General features: G+C 34.7%; 22 protein-coding genes. 14 read left to right on the top strand and 8 right to left on the bottom strand.

Annotation, left to right across the window (positions count from 1 at the left end; translation table 11 throughout):
- Positions 1-64: 64 nt before the first annotated feature.
- The 4 genes from EZ428_RS04945 to EZ428_RS04930 all read right to left on the bottom strand — a co-directional run bounded on the left by EZ428_RS04945 (position 65) and on the right by EZ428_RS04930 (position 5608).
- Positions 65-262: a YwbE family protein gene (locus EZ428_RS04945; protein WP_131551991.1), complete on the bottom strand. Its 198-nt coding sequence runs from the start codon at positions 260-262 to the stop codon at positions 65-67.
- Positions 263-352: 90 nt separating this feature from the next.
- Complete coding sequence (gene uvrB, locus EZ428_RS04940; protein WP_131551990.1) at positions 353-2389, bottom strand: excinuclease ABC subunit UvrB; 2037 nt, start codon at positions 2387-2389, stop codon at positions 353-355.
- A 215-nt stretch (positions 2390-2604) separates the two neighbouring features.
- On the bottom strand, positions 2605-5013 hold the full coding sequence (locus tag EZ428_RS04935; protein WP_131551989.1) for a M1 family metallopeptidase: 2409 nt from the start codon (positions 5011-5013) through the stop codon (positions 2605-2607).
- Between the two features lie 10 nt (positions 5014-5023).
- Positions 5024-5608, bottom strand: a complete 585-nt coding sequence (locus EZ428_RS04930; RefSeq protein ID WP_131551988.1) for a HupE/UreJ family protein — start codon at positions 5606-5608, stop codon at positions 5024-5026.
- Positions 5609-5696: 88 nt separating this feature from the next.
- Here EZ428_RS04930 and EZ428_RS04925 point away from each other — a divergent pair, with 88 nt between their 5' ends.
- From EZ428_RS04925 to EZ428_RS04875, 11 genes are all read left to right on the top strand, one after another.
- Positions 5697-6206, top strand: coding sequence for a DUF6702 family protein (locus EZ428_RS04925; RefSeq protein WP_131551987.1), 510 nt, complete (start codon positions 5697-5699; stop codon positions 6204-6206).
- A 79-nt stretch (positions 6207-6285) separates the two neighbouring features.
- Entirely contained in the window at positions 6286-7593 is a 1308-nt protein-coding gene (locus EZ428_RS04920) for a polysaccharide deacetylase family protein (protein ID WP_131551986.1), read from the top strand.
- Between the two features lie 198 nt (positions 7594-7791).
- Positions 7792-8436: a uracil phosphoribosyltransferase gene (gene upp, locus EZ428_RS04915; RefSeq protein ID WP_131551985.1), complete on the top strand. Its 645-nt coding sequence runs from the start codon at positions 7792-7794 to the stop codon at positions 8434-8436.
- Between the two features lie 13 nt (positions 8437-8449).
- Positions 8450-8869, top strand: coding sequence for a hypothetical protein (locus tag EZ428_RS04910; protein ID WP_131551984.1), 420 nt, complete (start codon positions 8450-8452; stop codon positions 8867-8869).
- A complete protein-coding gene (locus EZ428_RS04905) occupies positions 8866-9183 on the top strand; it encodes a low molecular weight protein tyrosine phosphatase family protein (RefSeq protein ID WP_131551983.1) in 318 nt (105 codons plus the stop codon). The genes EZ428_RS04910 and EZ428_RS04905 overlap by 4 nt, the downstream gene beginning before the upstream one ends.
- Before the next feature lie 119 nt (positions 9184-9302).
- Positions 9303-9989, top strand: a complete 687-nt coding sequence (locus EZ428_RS04900; RefSeq protein WP_131551982.1) for a YjjG family noncanonical pyrimidine nucleotidase — start codon at positions 9303-9305, stop codon at positions 9987-9989.
- A gap of 26 nt (positions 9990-10015) precedes the next feature.
- Positions 10016-10540, top strand: a complete 525-nt coding sequence (locus tag EZ428_RS04895; protein WP_131551981.1) for a DinB family protein — start codon at positions 10016-10018, stop codon at positions 10538-10540.
- A gap of 4 nt (positions 10541-10544) precedes the next feature.
- On the top strand, positions 10545-11141 hold the full coding sequence (locus EZ428_RS04890; RefSeq protein WP_131551980.1) for a hypothetical protein: 597 nt from the start codon (positions 10545-10547) through the stop codon (positions 11139-11141).
- 30 nt (positions 11142-11171) lie between these two features.
- A complete protein-coding gene (locus tag EZ428_RS04885) occupies positions 11172-12491 on the top strand; it encodes a flippase (protein WP_131551979.1) in 1320 nt (439 codons plus the stop codon).
- Positions 12488-13135: a class I SAM-dependent methyltransferase gene (locus EZ428_RS04880; RefSeq protein ID WP_131551978.1), complete on the top strand. Its 648-nt coding sequence runs from the start codon at positions 12488-12490 to the stop codon at positions 13133-13135. The genes EZ428_RS04885 and EZ428_RS04880 overlap by 4 nt, the downstream gene beginning before the upstream one ends.
- Positions 13136-13149: 14 nt before the next feature.
- A complete protein-coding gene (locus EZ428_RS04875) occupies positions 13150-14049 on the top strand; it encodes a glycosyltransferase family protein (protein WP_131551977.1) in 900 nt (299 codons plus the stop codon).
- Here EZ428_RS04875 and EZ428_RS04870 read toward each other — a convergent pair.
- The 3 genes from EZ428_RS04870 to EZ428_RS04860 form a co-directional block, all read right to left on the bottom strand.
- Positions 14046-15569, bottom strand: coding sequence for a rhomboid family intramembrane serine protease (locus EZ428_RS04870; RefSeq protein WP_131551976.1), 1524 nt, complete (start codon positions 15567-15569; stop codon positions 14046-14048). The two genes, EZ428_RS04875 and EZ428_RS04870, sit on opposite strands and share 4 nt — an antisense overlap.
- A gap of 2 nt (positions 15570-15571) precedes the next feature.
- Complete coding sequence (locus tag EZ428_RS04865; RefSeq protein WP_131551975.1) at positions 15572-16321, bottom strand: class I SAM-dependent methyltransferase; 750 nt, start codon at positions 16319-16321, stop codon at positions 15572-15574.
- 110 nt (positions 16322-16431) lie between these two features.
- Positions 16432-19623 carry a S41 family peptidase gene (locus EZ428_RS04860; protein WP_131551974.1) on the bottom strand — a complete coding sequence of 1064 codons (3192 nt, stop codon included), beginning with the start codon at positions 19621-19623 and terminating at the stop codon, positions 16432-16434.
- 72 nt (positions 19624-19695) lie between these two features.
- On the opposite strand from EZ428_RS04860, the gene EZ428_RS04855 reads away from it, so the two are divergent.
- Genes EZ428_RS04855 through EZ428_RS04845 form a run of 3 tightly spaced genes read left to right on the top strand, consistent with a single transcriptional unit; the run spans position 19696 to position 22444 of the window.
- A complete protein-coding gene (locus EZ428_RS04855; RefSeq protein ID WP_225870995.1) occupies positions 19696-20976 on the top strand; it encodes a glycosyltransferase in 1281 nt (426 codons plus the stop codon).
- Positions 20973-21728 (top strand): glycosyltransferase family 2 protein, encoded by a 756-nt coding sequence (locus EZ428_RS04850; protein ID WP_131551973.1) that lies wholly within the window; start codon positions 20973-20975, stop codon positions 21726-21728. The genes EZ428_RS04855 and EZ428_RS04850 overlap by 4 nt, the downstream gene beginning before the upstream one ends.
- Before the next feature lie 5 nt (positions 21729-21733).
- Entirely contained in the window at positions 21734-22444 is a 711-nt protein-coding gene (locus EZ428_RS04845) for a hypothetical protein (RefSeq protein WP_131551972.1), read from the top strand.
- A gap of 73 nt (positions 22445-22517) precedes the next feature.
- Here EZ428_RS04845 and EZ428_RS04840 read toward each other — a convergent pair whose 3' ends face one another.
- On the bottom strand, positions 22518-23084 hold the full coding sequence (locus EZ428_RS04840; RefSeq protein WP_131551971.1) for a thioredoxin family protein: 567 nt from the start codon (positions 23082-23084) through the stop codon (positions 22518-22520).

Raw genomic sequence — 23084 nt, 5'->3', positions numbered from 1 at the left:
ATTACTCTTTTTTCGTCAGGTGAGACACCAGCCGATAGGATAATCCGTGGGAGCTAATGGCACTTTATTCTTCAACTATTTCGCAAACCCTTCCTATTTGTCCATCTTCTAGCTTAACTTTTATTCCTCTTGAATGAAATGCTGATGAAGTTAATAACGCTGCAACCACGCCGTAGGTTACATTTCCATTTCGTTGGTCTTTTTTAAGGATGATGCCAACTTCTAATCCTGGATAAATATCTTTTCTGTTTTGTCCTTGCATAATTTTAGATGTGAGTATTAAGATGTGAGATATGAGACTTATTTTAGACACCTATCCTTAGACAAGCTCAGGATGACAGTCTAAAAAATATTATTTTTCAAATCGTTCAGCGAATACTTTTTCCAAAGCAAACATTTCATCACGCATGCGGGCTGCCATTAAGAAATCCATTTCCTTAGCTGCTTTTTGCATGTCTTTTCTGGTTTTGTCTATGGCTTTTTGCATTTCAGGTTTAGTCATGTACTGTACAATTGGGTCGGCAGCGATGCTTACTTCATCAATTTCTACATAAGCTTTGTTTCTAGCTTTACTTTCAGAGAAATCTAAAACAGAACTTTGCTCTATGATTTCTTCCCTCGTTTTACCAACCGTTTTAGGTGTAATTCCGTGTTCTAAATTATAAGCAACTTGTTTTTCCCTACGTCTATTGGTCTCATCAATGGTTCTTTCCATCGACTGTGTCATATTATCTGCATACATGATTACTCGGCCTCTGTCATTACGAGCGGCTCGACCAATAGTTTGTATCAATGCTCTATCCGACCTTAAAAAACCTTCTTTATCGGCATCCAAAATTGCTACCAAACTAACTTCTGGCAAATCTAATCCTTCACGTAAAAGATTAATTCCTATCAAAACATCAAATACGCCCAAACGCAAGTCACGTAAAATTTCTACACGATCTAGTGTCTTAACCTCAGAGTGAATGTAACGGCATTTGATATTTAATCTGTCCATATATTTGGTCAACTCTTCCGCCATGCGTTTGGTTAAGGTTGTTACCAAAATACGGTCGCCCATTTTAATGGTTTTATCAATTTCGTCCAATAAATCATCAACTTGATTTATTGCAGGACGAACTTCTATAATTGGGTCTAATAATCCCGTTGGTCTAATTACTTGCTCTATTACTACACCATCAGTTTTTTCTAACTCATAATCTGCCGGAGTAGCACTTACGTAAATAGTCTGAGGGGCTAAGCGTTCAAATTCATCAAAATTTAACGGGCGATTATCTAACGCAGAAGGTAAACGGAAACCATATTCTACCAAGCTCATTTTACGAGACCTATCTCCACCATACATCGCTCTAATTTGCGGAACGGTTACATGGCTTTCATCTATCACCATTAAATAGTCATCTGGAAAATAATCTAACAAACAGAAAGGACGCATACCAGGAGAGCGACCATCGAAAAATCTAGAGTAGTTCTCTATTCCAGAACAATAACCTAGTTCTTTCATCATTTCGATATCGAAGTTTACCCTTTCTTCCAATCGTTTTGCTTCGAGTAATTGTCTATCGTTTAATAATTGGTTTTTACGCAATTCTAATTCTTCTTGAATACCCCAAATAGATGAATTGAACTTTTCTTTCGGCGTTACGAAAAGGTTGGCTGGATAAATCGCCATGTCTTCTAACTTCTCTAATGTTTTGCCAGTAATTGGGTCGATAACTGAAAGCTCCTCAATATCATCACCAAAAAAAGAAATTCTATAGGCACTATCCAGATAAGCTGGGAAAATATCTACTGTATCTCCTTTTACCCTAAAGGTCCCTCGTTTAAAATCGTTAATGGTTCGAGCATATAAAATCTCTACCAAGCTATGTAAAAAAGAGTTTCTACTAATTCTCGTACCTACCGCAAAGCGGAATACAGATTTCGAAAAATCTTCTGGGTTTCCCATACCATAAATACAAGAAATGGATGAAACCACAATTACATCTCTACGCCCAGACATTAATGCTGAGGTAGTTCTTAACCTCAATTTTTCTATTTCCTCATTGATACTTAAATCTTTTTCGATGTAAGTATTGGTGGTAGGCATATAAGCTTCTGGCTGGTAATAATCGTAATACGAAACAAAATAGTTAACTGCATTTTCTGGAAAGAACTGCTTAAATTCTCCGTAAAGTTGTGCCGCTAAAGTTTTATTGTGACTTAAGATTAGGGTTGGTTTTTGAGTTTGCTCGATTACGTTAGCAACCGTGAAAGTTTTCCCAGAACCTGTAACGCCTAATAGAGTTTGATAATTCTCATCTGCATTAACACCTTCAACAAGTTGTTTGATTGCATTAGGCTGATCGCCAGTTGGTTTATATTCTGATACTAATTTGAACTTCATTGTAGGTAAAGATAAGTTTTGAAGCTGAAAGATTAAAGACTAAAGCTGAAAGATGGGAGAACAATGATAATAAGGGAAAGTTTGGCTTTAGGATAAAGGAACAAAGAGCAAGGAGTAAAGATTTATTCTATGAAACAAAAAACCCGAAGCGTTATTTCTTCGGGTTCTTATTTTAGAAGTATCAAGTCTTGCTACTTGATACTATATACTCGATACTATTTAGATTTCTTTTCCATTTGCATAGGGTTCGAGCCAACTGATTGTCCTCTTGCTGGTGCTCCGCCTGCACGCATTTTGAACAATTGGAATTTAGATGGTGTTGAACCACCGCCCCAAGCATTATTGGTTTCATCAATATCTGCTGTTTCGCGCAATGGGTCTAATTTAATTGATGCTACTTCTTTGTCATGAACATAGAATTTAGAAGTTTTCAATTCATTTAATCTCCAAATTTGAGCCGGAATTCTATCCATCAATTTTGTACCATCTTTAAATGTAAACTCTACAATAATTGGCATCACCAACCCACCTTTGTTACTGAAATTTAACTCGTAAAAAAATTTGTTACCATATTTAGCCTTTTCATCTGCTCTAAATTCTTCCATTGGCAATCTAGCTGGTTGAACTTGCGGACGAGCTGCTAAAGTTGTATCAACAGTTGTTAAACCTCTATCATATTTCCAGTAAAAATCTCTTGCGGCTAAATCTTTATCCGTATAAAACTTAATGTTCGCATCTTGGCGGTTTCTAATTTTAGAGATGTCCTCAAAAGCATTTACTGCTGGAGGATCAACTCTAACGCCACCTGGTCTATTGCCACCACCAAATCTACCTGCACCACCTGCTGCTGTGGTAGAAAAATCTGGTTTAGCATATCTTACACTATCTAAAGAAATATCAACCGGGTCAGTACCATAAAACCAACCTCTCCAGAACCAATCTAGGTCTTCGCCACTCGCATCTTCCATTGTTCTAAATAAATCTGCAGGAGTTGGATGTCTAAATGCCCATCTTCTAGAATATTCTTTAAAAGCATAGTCAAATAATTCACGACCCATAATTGTTTCGCGAAGAATATTTAAACCGGTTGCAGGTTTTGAGTAAGCATTTGGCCCAAAGTTTACAATGTTCTCAGAGTTAGACATGATTGGCTCTAACTGGTCTTTTGGTAATTTCATATAAGGCACGATTGTATAAGCAGGGCCTTTTTTGCTTGGAAATTTATTATCCCAAAGTTCTTCGGTTAAATACTCTACAAATGAATTTAAACCCTCATCCATCCAAGTCCATTGACGTTCATCACTATTGATAATCATCGGGAAAAAGTTGTGCCCTACTTCATGGATAACTACTCCTAGCATTCCGTTTTTAGTGCTTTCGCTATAAGTTCCATCAGCATCTGTACGACCATAGTTGAAACAAATCATTGGATATTCCATTCCATTAGCCGCCTCTATACTTTGAGCAACTGGATATGGATAAGGGATGGTAAAATCTGAATAAGTTTTAATAGTATGTGCAACTGCACGAGAAGAGAATTTACTGTATAGGCTGTAAGCTTCCTTTCCATAAAAGCTCATACACATTACATTTTTACCAGCAATTGGTTGTGCCATGGCATCCCAAACAAATTTACGAGAAGATGTCCACGCAAAATCACGAACGTTATTTGCTTGGAAAACCCAAGTTTTTTTAGCTTCAGATTTTTTGGCTTCAGCCGCTTTTGCTTCTGCTAAAGTTACAATCTCAACAGGTGCAATAGTACTCGTTTTAGCTTTGTTGTATCTTGCCAATTGAGTTGGCGTTAGAACTGCACTATAGTTAAGGCATTCTCCAGTTGAACCAACCATATGGTCAGCAGGAACGGTCATTTGCACATTATAATTTCCAAAAGTTAAAGCGAACTCACCTCTTCCAGTAAATTGATGATTTTGCCATCCTTGAAAATCACTGTACACACACAAACGTGGAAACCATTGTGCCATTGTAAAAAGATGATTTCCATCAGCAGGGAAAAATTCATAGCCACCACGACCACCGCCAGCAATTCTATCCGTAATTTTATAGCTCCAATCGATATTAAAAACAAATACTGCACCTGATTTTAAAGCAGGGATTTCGATACGCATCATTGTTTTGTTGATGGTATAACTTAATTTTTTGCCTGTAGCATCAGTTAACTTTTTGATAGCAATACCATAACCATTGCTTTCTGTTTTTGGCGCCAAATTATCAACCTGTGCTGTAGTAGCACCAGCAGGCATTCTGCTACTATTCTGATAGCCTGCATTTCTTAAATTGTTGTGCTCATTCTCATCTAATTGAATCCAAATGTAGGTTAACACATCTGGTGAATTATTATGATAGGTAATTGTTTCACTTCCATTTAAGGTTAGTGCTTTTTCATCAAGTTCACACTTAATGTTATAATCGGCACGTTGTTGCCAATATTTTATACCAGGTGCACCACTTGCTGTACGCTGTTCGTTTGGCGTATTCAAGATTGTACCCAATTGTTCGAATTTATTTCCGTGGTTGCTACCAGGATTATTCAAAATATTTTGGGCAACGGCAATTTGACTTGTTATTGCCAATAAACTGAAAAGTTTGTAAAATTTATTCATCGTATATTGATTAATAAGGAATTCTCTCTAAAGCCATTTTTAAAGCCAGGCTAAACACGGCTGCCGATAAAAATATAACCCAATCTCTTCTCTTAATTCTAAAAAAAGATAGGCCAATCCAAGTTGCAAATAAAATGATGATTACAAAAGCTATCTGTCCAACTTCTAAACCAACATTAAAACCAAATAAGCCCCAACCAATATTTTGGTCCTTGGCTAACATCATTCTTACTGAGTTTGCAAATCCCATTCCATGAACTAGCCCAAACAGTAATGCAAGATAGTAATTTGTATTTACTGCTTTTCTGGAAAAATCCTTTTTAAAGAGATTACTTAGCGCTGTAAAGAATATGGTACAAGGAATTAAAAACTCAACCCATTTACTTTCAAATCTTATCACATCTAAAACACTTAACAACAAGGTTAAGGAATGCCCAATTGTAAAAGCCGTTACCAGAATCAAAACCTGTTTTAGGTTTTTAGCAGTATAAACAGTTACTAGTGCCAGTATAAATAGTTGATGGTCTAGGGCATCTAAACTTACAATGTGTGACCAACCTAACTTAAAATAAAACAGAAAATCTGTTAATGGCATAATGAATGTGTGTTATTCGGATAGCTTTGTTATTTTTGACACGCTAAAAATAAATTCTTTTTTATCATTTTAACAAAATCGCAAGCAAATGACGGCTATCTATTCAAAATTGTTACTTGTTTTAATGATTTTTCCATTGTTTTTGGAACCATCAGGCAAACATCCACTCCATGTGAGCACAACAGAGATAGAATTTAACTCAAAAGAAAAAAGCTTAGAGATTAGTTGTCGAATCTTTACTGATGATTTTGAAACAGTATTGGCAAAACAGTTCAAAACAAAAGTTGATTTGAATAAACAAACGATGCATACCGCAATGGATGAACTAGTTAAAAAATATATTAACGCCAATCTTCACTATAAAGTTAACGGAAAAAATTTAACTGCAACTTATGTGGGTTTTGAGAAAGATAATGAGGCTACAAATATTTATTTTGAGATTGATAATATATCATCATTGCAAAGCTTAAACTTAACGAATACCATTTTGTATGATTTATTTGATGACCAAATGAACATCCTACATGTAGTAAATGCAGCAACAAGAAAAAGCGTAAGGGCAAATTATCCTAACAAGGGATTGAATGTTGCTTTCTAGCAAACCGATTATCTTATAATTAAAAATATTACAATTCCTGACTACAAATTTAACTTTAAGGGATTACCTTTAAGCAATTATGCCGTTGTTAGTTTACACCCCAAAAGTTACTCCAAGGATAAAATATATATTCAATTTTATTTTCAGGGAGATTCTGATTTGCGATTTTGAATTTACAAGCATTGTTGCAGACTTTGCTAAAAGTAGCTTGCCAAAATTCAGTTATAATGATTTGCCGTTGGCCGATGAACTTTTCTTTGGCTGCTCTCCACTTTTATTAAAACACAAGGTTGAGGCAATTGAGATGCAATTAACAGAATTTGGCGAGCAGCAAGTTCCTTTCAGGGTTGATAATAGCGCTTTACCTTTTGACGTTTTTGCTGCTTCATTTTATTTTTTGAGCAGATATGAAGAGTATTTACCTTTTGAGGCCGATGAACATCAGCGTTACCCGGCAGAGTTAAGTTTACAGTATAAATTAGATGTTCTAAAAATACCAATTATTGATAATTGGGCAATTATCTTAAAGAACATTTTAGTTAAGCAGTTTCCTACCTTAACATTCGGCAGAAGGAAATTCCAATTTGTGCCAACTGTTGATGTTGATAGGGCTTTCCAATTTAAATCGAGTGGATTAGTGAAAAATACTGCTCGAATAATTAAGGCCGCTGTAAATTTAAACACAGAAAAAATTGTAGACATTATAAAAACCGGACTTGGGCAAAACGACCCTTTCGATACTTATGAATATTTAGCTGCAATTCACGAACAATACAGATTACAGCCTATCTTTTTCTTTTTATTGGCAAGGCAAGGTCACGAAGAATTTGACCAAAATATAAATCCAGAAGACGAAGTCTTCAAAACCCTCATTAGTGAAATTGCTCAAACGGCACAAATTGGGATTCATCCATCTTATGCGTCCAATATCGAAACAAAAAAGATTACAGAAGAGCTAATAGCTTTACAAGAAATTACTAAGAAAAAAATTGACTCTTCTAGGCAACATTTTTTAAAGATACATTTACCACAAACCTATTTACAGTTAATAAAAGCTGGCATTAATCACGATTATTCGATGGGTTATGCTTCTCAAGTTGGTTTTAGAGCTGGTACCTGCACCTCATTTTTTTGGTATGATTTACAGTTGGAAAAACAAACTTATTTAAAAATACATCCGTTTGCCGTGATGGATGTAACTTTACAACAATACCTAAAGTTAAATCCTGTTGAGGCTATTGCGAAAGTGGATGAGTTAATGTCGAATGTTAAATTGGTAAATGGAACATTTTGTAGCTTATGGCATAATGAATCGTTATCTGAAAGTGGCAAATGGAAAGGCTGGAAAACTGTTTACGATGAAATGTTGAAGAATTCTTTAGGTTAGTTTTGTCAGTCTGAGCTTGTCGAATACTAACCGCAAAAGACACGAAGAACACAAAAAAAATTATTCTATTATTCCGACTTTGTCCTAAAGGGTCTCCTTTTGAGTAGGAATGTGATTGTAAAAAGATATCCTTCGACTACGCTGCCGATATAAAATCGGTACAAGTCAGGATTGAAATCTTTTTTTTATATTTATAATATGATTTTCGATTTAAGCAAAACAAATTCGATTGCCAATACCTTCGTTGCCGAAATGAGAGATGAAACCATTCAAAAGGACTCGATGCGTTTTCGCAGAAATTTGGAGCGATTGGGTGAGTTTTTTGCTTATGAAATCAGCAAGTCGCTAACTTATACTGAAATTGAAACTCAAACGCCGCTAGGTATTGCTAAAAGTAAGGTTCTAAAACAACAACCTGTTTTAGCCACTATTTTAAGAGCAGGTTTACCAATGCAGCAAGGTTTATTAAATGTGTTTGACAAGGCAGATTGTGCATTCATTACCGCTTATCGTAAAACCAAAAAAAGTGGAGATTTCATCATTCAGATGGAGCATATTTCTGCTCCTGATTTAGAAGGAAAAACGGTAATTCTCGCCGACCCCATGTTGGCCACTGGATTAAGTATGGTGCTTTGCGCCAAGGAATTAATCAATCGCTATAAAATAGAAAAGCTACATATTGTAGCTGCCATTGCAAGTACTGAAGGCGTTAAACACGTGAGAGCAAACTTGCCTAAAGCAAATTTATGGCTAGGTGCCATTGATGAAGAGATGACCAGTAAATCTTATATCGTACCAGGATTGGGGGATGCAGGAGATTTGGCCTTTGGAGTAAAAGCATAGTTAAAGATTGACTATGAAATATCTTTGGTTAATATGCTTCATTTCAACTATCATAAGCTGTAAGCCAAAGGCAAGTCAAAAATCTGAAGCCATAAATTCTACACCAACAAAAAGCCCATTGATTATTGAACCAACTGTTAAGAAAGTAAACTATAGCATTCCAGATAGTGTACATAATAAAATTCACAGAATTATAGATAATACCGAAGAGTATCAATCTCTTAAAAAACAATATAAGGATAAACTAGCGTTATTAGTTTTTCATACTGAGAAGCAGTCTACTTTTGAAGTAAGCATCGGTCATGATACTTTTGACCGATTTTCTACCTCTTTAAGATTGTTGGTTAATTTAAATTCCAAAGAAATTAAAGTATGTGATTTTGAGAAAGGTATAATTACTTTACCTGAATACCGTAGGAGTAGAAAAATATGAATGTTCTTTTTGTTTGCAGTAGAAATAAATGGCGAAGTGCTACTGCAGAAACCATCTATCAAAATCATCCAATCCATCAAGTAAGGTCTGCAGGGACAGCTGCATCTGCAAGAATAAAAATTAATGCAAAGATGATTAATTGGGCAGACTTAATATTTGTGATGGAGAAAAGGCATAAACAAATATTAAACGAAAGTTTTTCAGCAGCATTAGAAGAAAAAGAAATGATCATATTGGATATTCCAGATGATTATCAATACATGGACGAAGAGTTAATTATTGAAATAGAAACAAAGGTTTCTCCTTATTTATAATCCACTAATTTAACCGCAAAGGCAACAAGCTTATTTATCTTTGCGAAATCTTTGCTGCTTTGCGGTTACCTTTTTCCTTAACCAAAAATCTTTGCGACCTTTGCGGTTCATCAAACAAAATGACTAAACATATTTTCTTCGACCTTGACCATACCATTTGGGATTTTGACCGCAATGCACAAGAAACTTTATTAGAACTTTATGAAGTTTATCAGTTAAAAAAATTGGGTCTGCATTCTGCTGAATTTATTGAAAAATATACAGCCAATAATCATCGCCTTTGGCAGCAATATCATTTAGGTGAAATTACCAAAGAGCATTTAAGGCAAGAGCGTTTTAGGAAAACATTTTTAGAATTAGGCATAAAACCAGAACACGTTCCCCATCAATTTGAAGATGATTATGTAAGGATTAGTCCGACAAAAACCAATTTATTTGCTGGCGCTGAAAAGGTGCTGGCCTATCTTCAAAAGAGATATCAATTACACATTATCTCTAACGGATTTAAAGAAACTACATTAACCAAAATGCATCTTTCTGGTTTAAATCCTTATTTCACAAATGTGATAATCTCTGAAGACGTTGGGGTAAACAAGCCTAACAGGCTCATTTTTGAACACGCTTTAGCAAAAGCATCGGCCACTAAAGAAGAAAGCATCATGATTGGCGATAGTTTAGAAGCAGACATTCGTGGAGCACAAGAATTTGGATTGAAAGCCATCTTTTTTAATCCATTAAATGCAGAAAAACCTGAAGATGTGGAATGGCAGATTTTTCATTTGGAAGAGCTGTTGAATCACTTTTAAATGAGAAATAGTTATAACTTTATTAAATGAATACATCACGTGTTTATAAATCGATTACAAAAATAGTTAGTGCTTATAAGGCTAAATTAGCCACAAAAAGCGAAGAAGATTTCGTTGTAACCCCATCAAAAGGCGGGTGGAGTTATAGCGAAGTCTATTCTCATATCTTTGACTCTAGCCTATTATCACTAATGGCTTTGAACAATTGCATAAAAGGTGATGGAGAAAAAAAAGCAGCTCATTTTACCACAATAATGATTTTATTTTTTGGAGCACTTCCTCCTGGCAAGAAATATAAAGTACCCAAAAGATTGGCAGAAAGGGTTAAAAAAATTAATTTAATGGCTGCTGAACAATTTATAACAGACTTTGAATTACAGTTGATACAAGTTTTACCACAAATAAAAAAGGCCAATCCAAAAATCAGGACAAAACATCCGAGATTAGGTTATTTAAATGCAGGGCAGTGGTTAAGGTTTATTGAAATCCACTTAAATCATCATTTAAAACAATTAGTAAGAGTAGAAAAAGGGTTTAAGCAGAAAACATAATTTTATGAAACGTTTACTTTACATTTTAGCAATTGTCGGTCTAGCAGCTTGCAACACCAAAAAACCAGAACCTACTCAGAATTATGTGGCTAAACCAGAGGATTTAGCCAGTTTGAATCAGCGAGTAAAAACCCCTGTTGTAAATCCTGTTGGTACTTCGGGTGCATTAAATCCTGCTCACGGACAACCAGGACATCGTTGTGATATTGCAGTTGGCGCTCCCTTAAATTCCACACCAACAAAAGCAACAGCACCAACGGTTCAAACTACGTCAGTTACTCAACCAGCTACAATAACTCCTCAACCAACAGTGTCAGTAACACCCCCTACTGCTCAAACAGCTACTGTAAATGCAAAAGGAGAAAAGTTAAATCCTGCTCATGGAGAACCAAATCATAGGTGTGACATCGCTGTTGGCGCTCCTTTAAACTCAAAACCTACTCAAGCTGTGGTTAGTACACCTAATCCGAAAGTTACTGTTACCCCACCTGCAGCCACAACTCAAGCTCCATTATTAAACGAAAAAGGACAAAGGTTAAACCCTGCACATGGACAGCCAAACCACAGGTGTGATATTGCTGTTGGTGCTCCATTAACTTAATACCTCAATTATTTTTACATCTTTGCGCTAATGAAGCTACCATTTCTAAAAGGTTTTGATGAAGAGGCATTAAACAAGTACTTAAAAAATACTGGGTGGTTAATGTTCGGGAAAATTTTAGGTTTAGCGGCTTCACTTGTTGTTACCCGTTATTTAGGTCCAGAATTATTTGGTGATTTAAGTTTTGTGTTGGCATTAGTTACCATAACTGGTGCGGTAGGAGCTTTAGGTTTAGATACTTTCATCATTAGGGAGATAATAAATGAACCCAACAAACGTGACGAAATATTGGGTACAGCTTTATGGCTAAGGTTAATTACCAACAGCGTTTTAATCCCAATTACAATTGGTGTTTATTTAATATTCCATTATTTCTCGGCCACACCAGGAGATAACTTAAGCCTATTTGTTGTATTACTTTCCTTTATATCGGTGTTTAAATCCTTTAACGTAATCGATGCCTATTTCCAATCTCAAGTACAATCAAAGTACGTTGTTCATGTACAAAACAGCTGTTTATTTATTACAACAGGGTTGAAGTTTGCAGTTGTATTGCTGGGCTTACCCTTAATATATTTAGTGCTGGTATTGTTATTTGACGCCTTCATTTTGGCAACTGGTTTAATCATCACTTATCAAAATAAAGGCATTAGCATATTTAATTGGAGTTTTAACAAAGCAAGGGGTATTAAACTATTAAAACAATCTTTCCCGTTAATATTATCTGCGGTGATGGTCACTGTTTATATGAAAATTGACGTTGTAATGCTGAAACCAATTGGAAGTGTAGCCGTTGGTATCTATGGCGCCGCAGCAAATTTGAGTGAAGCTTGGTTTTTTATTCCGACAGCAATTATTTCTTCTGTTTTTCCTGCAATTATCAATGCTCGTAAAACAGATTTAGAACGTTATCAAAAACGTTTAAAAAATCTTTACGATTTATTGGTTTTCATCAGTTTACCTGTTGCCGTCTTTATCAGCTTATTTGCTAATGATATTATTCACCTTATTTACGATAAAGAATTTGAAGGTGCTGGCGCAATGTTGTCTATCCATATTTGGTCGGGCATTTTTGTTTTTTTAGGAGTTGCGAGTTCCCAATATTTATTAGCAGAAGGTTATACTAAAATCTCCTTTTATAGAACTTTAACGGGAGCTATTATTAACGTTCTGCTTAATTTATGGCTAATTCCTTTGTACGGTGGCGTTGGCGCATCTATAGCTACATTAGTTGCTTGCATCATCTCCACATTCTATCTTTTATTAGTTCCAAAAACACGCCAACAAGGAATAATGATGTTAAAATCACTATTTTTGGTTTCTGCATTTCAAAAAATATTTAAACGTTGAGTACATTCAAAGCATTAGCAACATTAGTAAGTAAGCCGAAAAGGCTTAACGCCTTATTATCTTATGGTCATAAAGGATATTTAGCCACCATCGGTTGGTTTACAGCTTTTGATACCCATCAAGCGGTGGATGCATCGGGAGAGCCTTTGCCATGGGTAACTTATTCCTTCATCGATTTTATTAAAACCAGATTAAGTAAAGACCTTTCTATATTCGAATATGGCTCTGGAAACTCAACTTTGTTTTACGCCAAGAGAGTTAAAAGAGTAGTTTCGGTTGAGCACGATGAGGCTTGGTTTAATAAAATTGTTAAAGAAAAAGCATCAAACGCTGAAATGATTTTTACTCACCTAGAAAAAGGTGGCGAGTATAGCAAAAAAGCAGCTTTGCTTGGCGAAAAATTCGATGTGATTATTGTTGACGGAAGAGATCGAGTTAATTGCAGCAAAAACAGCGTTGAAGCTTTAACACCGAATGGTGTTTTGGTTTTAGATGATTCTGAAAGAGAAATTTATCAAGAAGCTAGAACATTTTTAACAGAAAAAGGGTTTAAGGAATTACCATTTACAGGCATATCTCCAGGATTGTTTTATAACAAAGCAACTTCTATTTTTTACAAGGCACATAACTGTTTGGGCATTTAAACCGTTAGCAACTTATGCAAAACCTTGCTCCAATCGCTTTATTCGTTTACAATCGACCGCAACACACGGAACGAACCTTAAAGTTTTTAAAACAAAACGAACTAGCAGCAGATAGCAGGTTATTCATTTTTTCTGATGGTGCAAAAAGCACAGCTGATGAAGATAAAGTAGCAGCAGTAAGGGAATTCATCAAAAACGTTGATGGTTTTAAAGCTGTAGAAATTATAGAAAGCAAAACCAATATGGGTTTGGCTAACTCTATAATTGCTGGCGTAAACAAATTAACTTTGACTTATGGTCAAGTGATTGTTTTTGAAGATGATTTGATTTCTTCGCCATATACTTTAACCTATTTTAATGAGGCTTTAAATCGTTATCGCGATGAAGAAAAGGTTATGCATATCGGTGCTTATATGTATGCCTTAAAAGATGATAGTTTACCAGAAAGTTTCTTTTACAGAGCCGCTACAAGTTGGGGCTGGGCAACTTGGGCAAGAGCTTGGCAAAACTTCGAACCCAATATTGATAAGCTTCTAGCTCAATTTGATTATAAAAAGAGAAACGCCTTTTCTATTGAGAATACCATGAATTTCTGGAAACAGATGGAAGGTTTTAAAAGTGGAAAGAATAATTCATGGGCTATTAGATGGTATGCTTCCATATTCTTAAAAGGCGGATTAACCTTAAATCCTTCACAATCTTTAGTAAATAATATTGGTCACGATGGTACTGGTATTCACTCTGGAATGAGCGATATCTATAATGTAATCATCAATCCACAACCCATCAAAGAATTTCCAACTTTGATGGAGGAAAACCAAAAAGCCTACCAAGCTATTAAACACTTTTTAGCTAATAGAAAAGGAAATTTATGGGCAAGGATTAAAAGGTATATTAAGGAGAAATTGAATTAATTTTCTTCTGTTCTTAATCTTTCACCTTCTTCTAACCTGATGTCATTAATATCGTAAGATAAACTCCTTATTTCACCTCTATAATTGTAGTTATTATCTTGGCATTCTCTATAAAGAAGGACGGATATTTTGGTGGTTTTTGCCGTTATTTTAGCATAAAACTCAACCTTTGCGCTTTGGCTTTTGTTTAAATTTAAAGCTTGCATCTTTTTTACTATCCTAGCATTATCTGCCCAAATATCGAGACCAGATTCTTTGATGATCTTTAGCTTTTCTTTCTTACTATAACTAGATGGAATACTATAAACGTCGCTAAACTCAGCAGAATTTTTAGTGAATTTGTGTTGTAAAATCTCAAATTCTTTATACTGGTATTGTGGTGTAAGGGAAAGTACTGCAGCTGAGAATATCAAGACTAAACCCGTAGATAAGCCATATCTAACGATCGGCTTAATAGTCCATTTTACTAACTTTTCATTAAAAACGATATAACAAATAACAAAGCCAGCAACTAATCCACCGATATGTGCGCTATTATCTGTACGACCTCTAATACCATTAAGTAACATAAAAATGGTTACTATGATGGTGCTAATGAACAAAGCTTTTGTTGCATTTTTTTCAAAAGCCTTACTTAACAACAAAGCTGAAAATGCCCCAAACAAACCCATAATAGAGCCAGATGCACCTGCCATAAAGCCAACTTCATGGGTTACCAAACTTACTAAACCACCACAAATGCCACTCAATAAATAAACAAAAAGGAATTTCCTACCTCCAAGTTTATGTTCAATCATTAAACCGATGTAAACCAAGGCATACATATTAAAAAACAAATGCATAAAAGACCAATGCACAAATTGGTGAGTTATTAAACGCCAATATTGTCCAGAAAGAACTAAATCCCTACTATTTGCACCAATATAAGAACTCGCTTTTTGACGGATATCTTCAGCTTCTTGTGCGCCTAAATATCTGATCATAACTATTAAAAGCAACACAAATATGAAGTAATAAATCACGTTTACAATTACTAAAAGAGGTGCAACCACATACCCTTTTTGAGGGAAAAACAAGAACAAAACATTTTTAATTTTATTCTTTACTGTTAAGGGAGCTTTCTCAAAATAGTCATCGTCTTGCGTGGCAATAAACTCATGAAATTTAGTTAAACTCTCTTCCCAAATATCTTTTAAATGAAATTCTACATAAGCTAATTCGTGGAAGAACTTATCTAGATTGAGTGCATTTTTACCATAATCATTAAACAACATTTGAATACCAACACATTCGCTTTTAATAATGGCAAAATTGGTATCAATTCTTATCGTTATTTCTTCGCTATAAGATTGAAAGGAAATTGGTGTGTAAGCGATTAAACCGGTTGAAGAAATATGACTCAATTTCCAACCCAAATTTCCTATGGCTTGTTTGGCAATTATTAAATACTTGTCTGGCGGAAAATCTCCCAAAGGGACATACTTTTCAATCTTTGGCGAATATCCCCAGCTTATATTCATAATTATGGTTTCTTAGCCTCCAAAATAATATATGGCGATAATTGTTTTGAATCAAAAGGGAGAATTTTTGAAAACACCTTTCCAGCTATCCAAATAGACTTTTTAAGCAACCTTACGCCAATTGATTTTTGCTTTTCATTTTCCAGCCAAACACTAAAGCCACCAAAAAATCGAGATTGTATAACTTCTAATCCTCCCTCCTTACAAATTTTTGCAAGCAAGACTGGATCCATACAATCAATGTTGTGTTTATCATAATTGTCTTTATCGAATTTTTCTTGGAACCAACCATTTACCGCGTTAAAGTTTGGCAAAGTGATAAACAATGTCCCGCCTGGTTTTACAAAAGCAATGTGTCTGTTTATAATATCTGCAGTATCATTAAAGTGTTCAATCAAACCGCAGCTTAACACTAAATCGTATTGTTTTTCTGGCTGATATTTAAATAAATCCGTTTCGATGATATGGATATCTTCCGCAGTCAAATCATTTGTTTTCAGCAATTGTTGTGTAATTGGCGGATGAACGAAATAATCTAGCAGCGTAACATCAAGCTTTAGATACTTCTTTAGAAAGACTGCGTAATAACCTGGAAAACCACCTAATTCGATAGCCGTTTTCACATTTTGTTTTTCTACAATATCCGCCAGTTGGCGATGAAATAAATAATTTTCTGGTATTACAACCGACAAATCAGTTTTACTTTCCCAATACTTTACCCAAAAATCCCTGTCGGTTAATAAGTTACTCATTCTTAATTTTAATTCTAACTTCAAAGAAACGGAAAAAGGTTAACTGTTAAAAATGATAAACCGAATTATATCTCAGCGATTAACCAATTTAAACAATTAACCTCTTCTACTTATTTCAATTGTTTCAAAATCTCGGCAACAGCTCTTTCTATTTGTGGGTCTCTATTTGCCAACCTATCTTCAAACGTATTTTTTACAAAAATATCAGGTTTCACGCCTTCCTTCTCTAAATCTTGTCCATCCATTGTATAACATCCCCATGATGGTAAACGATAAGAAGACCCATCAACCAAGCCTTTTGCTGAGGTAAAAATTATCCATCGGTAAGATTCAGTTCCAATGATTTTTCCCAATTTTAATTCTTTAAAGCCCGCTGCTGTCATTTCTGCATCACTTAAAGACTGTTCGTTAATTAACAATACAATAGGTTTAGCTGCAGGCGCAAAGTTACTTTGAGGAGATAATTTTCCGCCACGATATTTCCATTGCAAATATGGTCTTTGCGAAAGAAATCTTAATACATCATCGTGAACATTTCCACCAGTGTTATATCTTAAATCTAAAATAATGGCTTCTTTATTGTTCTCCTGCTCAACCATATCTAAAAGAAATCTTTCTAACTCGCCGCCACCCATATTTTTCATATAAGAGTACGCAATGCGATTATTCCCTAACTTATCTACATTATCACGATTTTGGTTAATCCACTCATCATATAGGTTTGTTTTTAAAGCTCCAGAACTCTGTGGATGAATATTTATACTAACAGATTTACCACTTCGTAAAAATGTTAAGGTCATCTCTCTATCTAAGGATGGCTTGCTGAAATAATAATCCCTATCTATTTTTTCATCAACCTTAACTCCATTTACTTGAGTTAAAACATCTCCAGCTACAATTTTATCGCCTAGTGAGGCCGCATTACTTTTGGCAGCTATTCTTTCTACCTTATAAGGGTTTTCATTAGAGAAAATCATTCCGGTTTCATTAGTTACGTAATTTAAGTTTTTACGTTCTTCGGCACCAAAACTATTAAAGCCCATGTGCGATGAGTTTAACTCTCCCAGCATGTCATTTAGTAAAATCCTCAAATCAGTTCTACTGTTTACGTAAGGCAGGTAAGCAGCATAGCGAGTTTTCATTTTCTCCCAATCTACATTATGGAATTTATCGTCATAAAAGTTCTCATCTAAACCAACCCAAGTTTCATAAAACATTTGGTTAAACTCTGAATTTAAGTTTTTACTGAATTTATAACCAATATTTATTTTATCTGATTTATTGCCTTCAAAACTGTATTTACTAATCTCCCCTCTAGTTAAGGTAAAAAATTTATCGCCACTAACTACAATGTTAAAATCTCCTCCATCGGTAACTTTTTCTGTTTTATTAGCTTCAAACTGCTCAATTGTAGTCCTAAAAATACCAGGTATTCCTCCTTCATGGTTCGATGCAAAAAACACATACGTTTTATCGCCCTTGGCAAAAATATCGGCTAAATATTGCCCGCCAAAAGGCTGACTTATCAACTCAATTCTATCTAGAATTTTTTGGGTGTTAATGGTAATTAAAATTGGTGGTTTTGGTGTTGGTTTAGTTTCAGTTTTTTTCTTAGCGGTATCTGAAGGCTTAGCTTTAGGGTCAGTTACAGCAGGTTTAACCTCTTTTGGCTCCCCGGGTTTATCTTCTTTAAATAATTCATCAAATTTATCTGAACGGAAAGGCGTATCATAGTTGTTCAATGCCATGCGATATACATGTGGGTCTTGCAATCCGCTTGGGTAAGATGGCTTTAAACGTGAGCTGGTAAAGAAAATATATTTCCCATCTGTCGACCAAACCGGTCCCGTTTCTGTTACACCAGTATTTGTTAGATTAATGGTTTTATTGGTCTTAATTTCGTGAACTAAAACATCTTGTTCAAAATTTCTAAAGGCTGTAAATAACACATATTGGTCGTTCGGAGAAAAACTTGGCGTTGAGTTTTGAATAGCCCAAAATTCATCCTTAACAATCGTTTTACTTTCTAATGTTTTTAAATCTAATAACCTCAACTCATTTCTACCACTTAGGTAAACTGCTAAAGTTTTGGTTTTATTAAAAGTGATATCACGATTATTAGCCTTGTCTGATGTTAATTGTTTAATTGTTCCCTTTCCATCGCCAGTAATGGTAAACCAATTTTGGTAACCGTTAATGGTCTGATTAAATAAGATTGTCTTACTATCTGCCATCCATTTAACCTCTAAAGCTCGTTCGCCAGTATTGCTGATTTTACGAACAAACTTTCCTTCTGCATCACTTACAAAAATTTCCCCTCTTGAAATAAATGCTAATTTTTTGCCATCAGGCGATGCATCAAATGCTGAAATAGTTCCTCTAACATCATACTCTTGTTCTTTGCTTAAAACTTGATTTCTGGTAGAACTGATATTAACTTTCTCTGTTTTCTTAGCAGCAACATCATATGTATACAACTGATAATCTTTCTCGAAAACTATAGTTGTTCCGTTGGCAGCTACAAAAGGGCGTTTGATAGAAGTATCAAATTTGGTTAAAGCTGTTTTTTTACCTGCAATAAAAGTGTACAAATTGTATTCTTCGTTACCTTCATCAGATACAAAATAGATATTGCCTTTTTGGTCAATGCTAGTCCAAAAATCTTTACCAATGAAATCGGTATAACGTTTATAAGCTTTCGTTTTTGGGTTGTAAGATTGGATGTCTGGATTATAAGCTCCCTTGTAATGTTTTCTATTGGCAGCGTTTCTGCTTTCCCAAGTATCGCTAAAGAAAAGTTCTCCATTTGGTGCTTCTACAATGTTATGGGTTGTATTAAAAAAATTGTCGAACAAACGAACAGCGGTTCCCCCATTTACACCCACCTTATAACTTGATGCAGAGTTGTATCTAGTTGAGGTAAAGTAGATGGTTTTAGAATCCCAACTCCAATTATCTACTTCATCTGAACCGTCGTTAAAAGTTAATTGCCTGATATCTCCACCTGCCATTGGCATTAAATAAACATCATTATTACCAAATTGGTTAGATGAAAATGCTAACCATTTGCCATCAGGCGATATTTTTGGATTAATTTCATCTCCAACCATTCCGGTAATTCTAGAAGCCAAGCCGCCTTTTACAGGAACTTTCCAAATATCACCATCATAACTAAACACAATTGTTTGTGCATCTGGACTTAGCGAAGGATAAGCTGTAAAATAAGTTTGGTTTTGCGCTTTAGCAAAAACTGGAAATACCAATAGCATCACGCCAAGCGTTTTAAAGATGATTTTTTTCATAAATGTTGTTTTGTTTGATGGTTGGTTGAAAATACACAACAATTTTATAATCCTAAACAAATAAATGTATTTTTGATTGATTTGAAAGTTGTACACCTAAATACCTATGATGGAAATGGAGGAGCCGGAAGAGCTTGCCTTCGTTTGAGTAATGCGTTGGTAGAAAATGGCATCGACTCTAAAGTAATTGCCTATTACAAATTCGGTCAAAACCCTAAAATTAATACTTTTACCAAAGGTATTTTTGCTAAAATAAAAGCTGTTTTTAACATTCTGGCAGAGCGATATTTGGCTAAGCTATTTGTAAAAGCTGTAAAAACACCTTTCTCTTTACAATGGTTTGGCAAATCAATTGTTAATCATCCTGACTTAAAATCTGCAGATATTATTCATTTGCACTGGGTTAATCACGGGTTTTTGACACCCAAATTCTTAGCCGAGATTGATGAATTGGAAAAACCTGTAGTTTGGACTTTTCACGATAGCAATGCTTTTACTGGCGGTTGCCATGTGCGTTATAGCTGTGAGCATTTTCATAAACAATGTGGCGATTGCCCTATCTTAAAGCTGAGTGGTAAAAACGATATCTCACACAAAAACTGGTTGCGTAAACAAAAAGCTTATTCAGAATTTAACTTCCACATTGTGGCGCCAAGCCGATGGATGTCGAACTCAGTAAAACAAAGTAGCTTATTGGGCATCAGGAATGTTTCAATTATTCCAAACACCATAGAAATTGATGTTTTTAAGCCTTATGTAAAAGCTGAAGCAAAAAAAATTCTAAAGATCCCTGCCAATCATTTTGTGTTAATGAGTGGATTTATGCCTTCAAAAAATGATAAACATAAAGGAACTCAATATCTAATTGATGCTTTAAATGAGCTTGCTGCTCGACCAGAAATACCTAGCGAATTAATTGAGCTAGTTATTTTTGGGAACAAGGATGAAAAAGATGTGCCAACGTTCCCTTTTAAAACTACTTTTTTGGGCACCATAAATAAAGATGAGCATTTGGCCAAATGTTACGCAGCTGCAGACGCCTTTATAACGCCTTCTCTTGAAGACAATTTACCTAACACTGTAATGGAGAGCTTAGCTTGCGCAACGCCTGTAATTGCCTTTAAAACTGGTGGAATACCTGATATGGTTAAACATTTAGAGAATGGATACTTGGCCAACTACGAATCGTCATCAGATTTAGCTGATGGAATTGAATGGTTATTTTTACATGAAGATGCGGCAACGGTTCAAAAGGAAGCTAGAAGAACAATTTTAAATCATTTTGCACCTGTAGTGGTTGCCACTAAACACGAAGAATTATATCAGACATTAATTAACGCTTTGCCTCAATGACCATAAATCCTAAACTTAGCGTAATTACCATCGTTTATAATAATACAAGGGATATTGAAAGAACGATGCTTTCTGTACTAAATCAAACCTATAGCAATATTGAATATATTGTTATAGATGGTGCCTCAAATGATGGAACTTTTGATATCATTAATAAGTATAAAGATAGATTAGCAGTTCTTGTGTCTGAGCAAGATAGAGGAATTTACGATGCCATGAATAAAGGTTTGGCTTTAGCCACAGGCGATTATGTGCTGTTTATGAATTCTGGTGATGAGATTTATGCCTCAGAAACAGTTACAGATGTTTTTTCATCGGCAGCTTCTGGAGATATTTATTATGGAGAAACTGAAATGTTTGATGAAAACTGGAAAAGCTTAGGCCAACGAAGACATAGAGCACCAGAACATTTTGATTGGCACAGTTTTAAGTTTGGGATGAATGTAAGTCATCAAGCTATTTACATTAAAAGAAGTTTAACCGAACCTTACGATTTGCAGTATAAATACAGTTCGGACATAGATTGGATTATCAAAGCCGCTAAAAAATCATCTAACATTGTAAATACGCATTTATATGTAGCTAAATATTTGGTAGGCGGAATGTCTAAGAAAAAGCACTTGGCGAGCTTAAAAGAGCGTTTTAAAATTTTAAGTCACTATTACGGTATTATACCAACGGTGATTAATCACATCTTCATTGCATTTAACTTGGCGCAATATTTTATTAGGCATAGAAGGACAAATGATTAGAGAAGATGAACGAAGAGCTCAACGAGATATTGAAGTTTTATGAAGAGGAAAGACAAAGTCTTGAATCCCTAATTAACGACCATATAAAAAATGGGGAATACAAACAAGCTCATCAACATCAAAAAGCCTTATTTAAGGTTAATCAATCATTTTCTTTACTACGAAAATTAGAAAACCCAAACTATGAAGAAATTGAACAATTAGAATATTTGCTTCATAATTATTCTAAATCTGAGTATGAAAAGTTAGTTCAAGATAATCGTAAAATGAAAGATTATTTCGAAGCTAAAAAGAACTACCTTGAACAAAAGATAAAATCTTTAAAAGAAAAATCCGTTCCTTTTCAAATTGATGGGCAAGAGTTTGATGATGTTATTTACAAATTAATTGAAGGAAAAATACAAAGGTTCCAATTCTTTCTAAATCTTGAAAATCATCTGTATTTAGATTTTAAAAGAAGTACCGATTCTATCATTATTACCATTCCTAAATATAAAAAGCTAAAAAAAGAATATATTCTTTCTAAATCAAATAGAAAAGTTTTAAAAGGCCTAGGATTTGAATTAAGTTCAGATGAAAAATCACTTATATACAATTATAAGTTGGACTATTTTAAAAATTCAATTGAGATTAAAACCTTAACCAGTCGAATTATTTATGATGGTTTTGGTTATAGTAATATCAAGAACTCCTCTTTAATTGTAATTGTTGATTGAGAATATCAAACAAAAAAGCCACAGATTAACTGAGTAATATCAGTTAATCTGTGGCTAGATACTTCTTCAAAAATTAATCAGCTTTGTACGCTGGATCATTTTTTCTAAACCTTGCATGAATTTTTGCCAATTCTGCATCAGTTAATTTTGTAGTTGCTTTAAGAGATTTAACAAAAGAATCAACTTCTTCCTTGGCTGCCGGACAACCGATAATATTTTTTCCCTTTACTTCCATTCCCACACCTGCTGGCCTTAAATGCGAATCGACTAATAACTTTCCATTCTCATCAAAAATAAACCAAAGTGGGATTCCAAAACCATCACTATTGTACTTTTTAATCAAATCCATTGCGCCAGGATTTTCCAAATTTTCCTTTCCTTTAGATTCCATTACAATTAGGTGTTTAATCACAAAGCTTTTATCGAAGTAGGCTTTCAGCTCAGGGTCATTCATACTGTCATCCATTTTATGGCACCAGCCACACCAAGAAGCACTAAACTTAACGAACACTTTTTTCTTCTGTGTTTTAGCTTCTTTAAAAGCTTCAGCTAAAACTTGATCAGCCGATGGTGGTGTAGTTTGTGCAAAACTTGTATTAACTACAAACATTGCAATAATAACAAATAACAGATTTTTCAT

It is taken from the genome of Pedobacter frigiditerrae (genome assembly GCF_004331645.1).
Taxonomy (GTDB): domain Bacteria; phylum Bacteroidota; class Bacteroidia; order Sphingobacteriales; family Sphingobacteriaceae; genus Pedobacter; species Pedobacter frigiditerrae.
The sequence above is the reverse complement of the archived record's forward strand: the minus strand, read 5'-3'. Positions and strand labels throughout refer to the sequence as shown.